The sequence below is a fragment of the Clostridium sp. MCC344 genome (assembly GCF_018785365.1).
Lineage (GTDB): Bacteria > Bacillota > Clostridia > Lachnospirales > Lachnospiraceae > Pilosibacter.
In genome coordinates, this window is record NZ_WQPQ01000095.1 from 1,109 (window position 1) to 1,849 (window position 741).

The following is a 741-nucleotide window of genomic DNA, read 5'->3' on the forward strand; positions in this document are numbered from 1 at the left end:
TTTTGTGGCTTCTTCCATGAGCGCCGCAAAAGCCGGGTCATCCAGCGCCTCACCGGGTATCTCATAGCTGGGGCCGGTATCTTCGCCGCCGTTGTAAATCCCTTCCCACAGATAGGGTTTGTTGCCTTTGAGCTGCTGCATAACGATGTAGATTTCCCGCTGCTGTTCGTTAAGCCTCGGCAGGATCACGGCGGGCAGCGTTTTGTTTGTGAGGGTCACATTGAGAATGTAATACTCATAGGGGACTTCCTCGGTGGTGGTTTCCCCGGTCTCCGGGTCAGTGCTGGTTTCGGTGCGGTAGCGTATCTCGACTTCCTCCGTCAAGGTCAGCTCATACTGTGCCTCGAAGATTTCCCGCAGTTCGTCCTGCACCTGTTCCCGGAAATACACATGGTACTTTGCCGAGAGATAGGACGCCAGCTCATAGGGGTTATGGCCGATCTCGTCCACGGAATAGCGGTACTCGTCATAGCCGGGATGGGTGCTTTCGATGTTCGCTACCGTCTGCGCCAGCTCGTTTTCCAGTGCCGTGTAGTCCTCGTCCACCCCCAGCAGGTCCGTATCCTCCGAGGTTACCGCCGACACAAGAAAACAGAGCAGCAACAGCAGGAGCAGGACCAGCACCGCCACGGGATGACGGGTCACAAACTGCGCCGCCCGACGGGTCGCAGTTCCCGAAGCGGCAGCGGTTTTCTTTGCGGCCTTTGCGCCCTGTTTTGCAGCCGCCTTTGCTTCTTTGGA

Annotated in this window: 1 protein-coding gene; it reads right to left on the reverse strand. The window is 57.4% G+C overall.

Features of this window, described 5'->3' with window-relative positions; all coding sequences use genetic code 11:
• Window positions 1-741 (reverse strand): CD1108 family mobile element protein (locus tag GPK90_RS17875; RefSeq protein ID WP_486463680.1); only part of this gene is annotated, 741 nt, incomplete at both ends.